Genomic DNA, 1,199 nt, shown 5'->3' with positions numbered 1-1,199 from the left:
ACTCAACTTTCGCACACTAAAATAGGCAGGTAGATCTTGATGTAATTAGGTAAGCCTGCAATCCAGTGTTGTAGTTGACATTGAATTAACCTTTGAATCTTTTTGTTGCTTTCTTTTAGGACATCTTGAAGAAGCTCGAGTAACTGCCCTAGTGCGACAACCCAATCGAGATCACTAATTTCATCGCAAAGATCATAAAATAAACCACCTAATGTCCGTTGGTCTGTGCTACAGCGGTTCTGCCAAGAGAGTACGATGTATCTAGTAAAGACGATTGTTGTATGGCAAATTAAGGAGTCATACGAACGACCTTGAAACTCTTTTTGTAGCTTTAATAATGATTTTGTTGTTTTGAAGAAGACTTCAATGTCCCAACGAATACCGTAGATACGAATGATTTCTTTTTCACTTAAGCTGCAATCGGTACTTAAAATAGCTAGCCATTCACTCTTTTTATTACGGTTACGGACAAATACCATTTTAACTGGAATACCATTAGCTTGTGTCGTTTGAATGGAACGAAGAATTCCTTTCTTTCCTTGAATAGGGGAAGCCAACTGATACAACTCCTTCAAACTAACCTTTTGATTATGAATGAGGTAACGTTGCTTTAAATTTTTCACCATGCCAATGACATCAAGACCTTGATCTTTAATCTCTTTAATAAGTGGTTGATGGGTAAACCAAGTATCCATGAGGACATAAGAAGCTTGGATACCTGTGTTCATTGCACGTTGAATCATCATTGGAATTTGTTCAGGTGCCGTTTGTAAAGCTTCTAAACGGCGCTTATATCCAGAACTACGTTTGTCGATATTATGTGATATTCCATTGATAACGCTGTTTTTAGAGCTCAATAAAGAAAAGTCTACAGGCATAAATGTTTTACCGTCAGACCAACCCAATGTAAGCATACGAAAGCCTTTGTAAAAGCGCATTTTTTGAGAAGCGTGGTCAAAACAACGCGCAAGTAGTTCAACCGATTTACTTCGATTTTTATCATAAGAAGAATCATCAACAATCAGCACTTTGATACGCTCATGATTCGTAAGCTTACTTACTTTTTCAATCGAATGTGCGCTTAATAAAAGAAGAAACCTTCTCCATGAATAAGTGGAACGATTTAAGAAACGATAGACCGCGTCTTTAGCTGGAATATCGGTAGATTTCTTACTTTCAAGTGTTCGAAACCAGTTTTT

1 protein-coding gene is annotated in these 1,199 nt (G+C 37.1%); it reads right to left on the bottom strand.

The genetic code is table 11. From position 1 onward, the window contains the following. Window positions 1-2: 2 nt before the first annotated feature. The coding region (locus F9279_RS24775; RefSeq protein WP_152116739.1) for a transposase at window positions 3-1,199 on the bottom strand (1,197 nt) is incomplete at its 5' end.

The sequence above is a fragment of the Bacillus sp. B1-b2 genome, from assembly GCF_009183415.1.
GTDB lineage: Bacteria > Bacillota > Bacilli > Bacillales > Cytobacillaceae > Niallia.
This window is presented reverse-complemented; position numbering and strand designations above follow the sequence as displayed.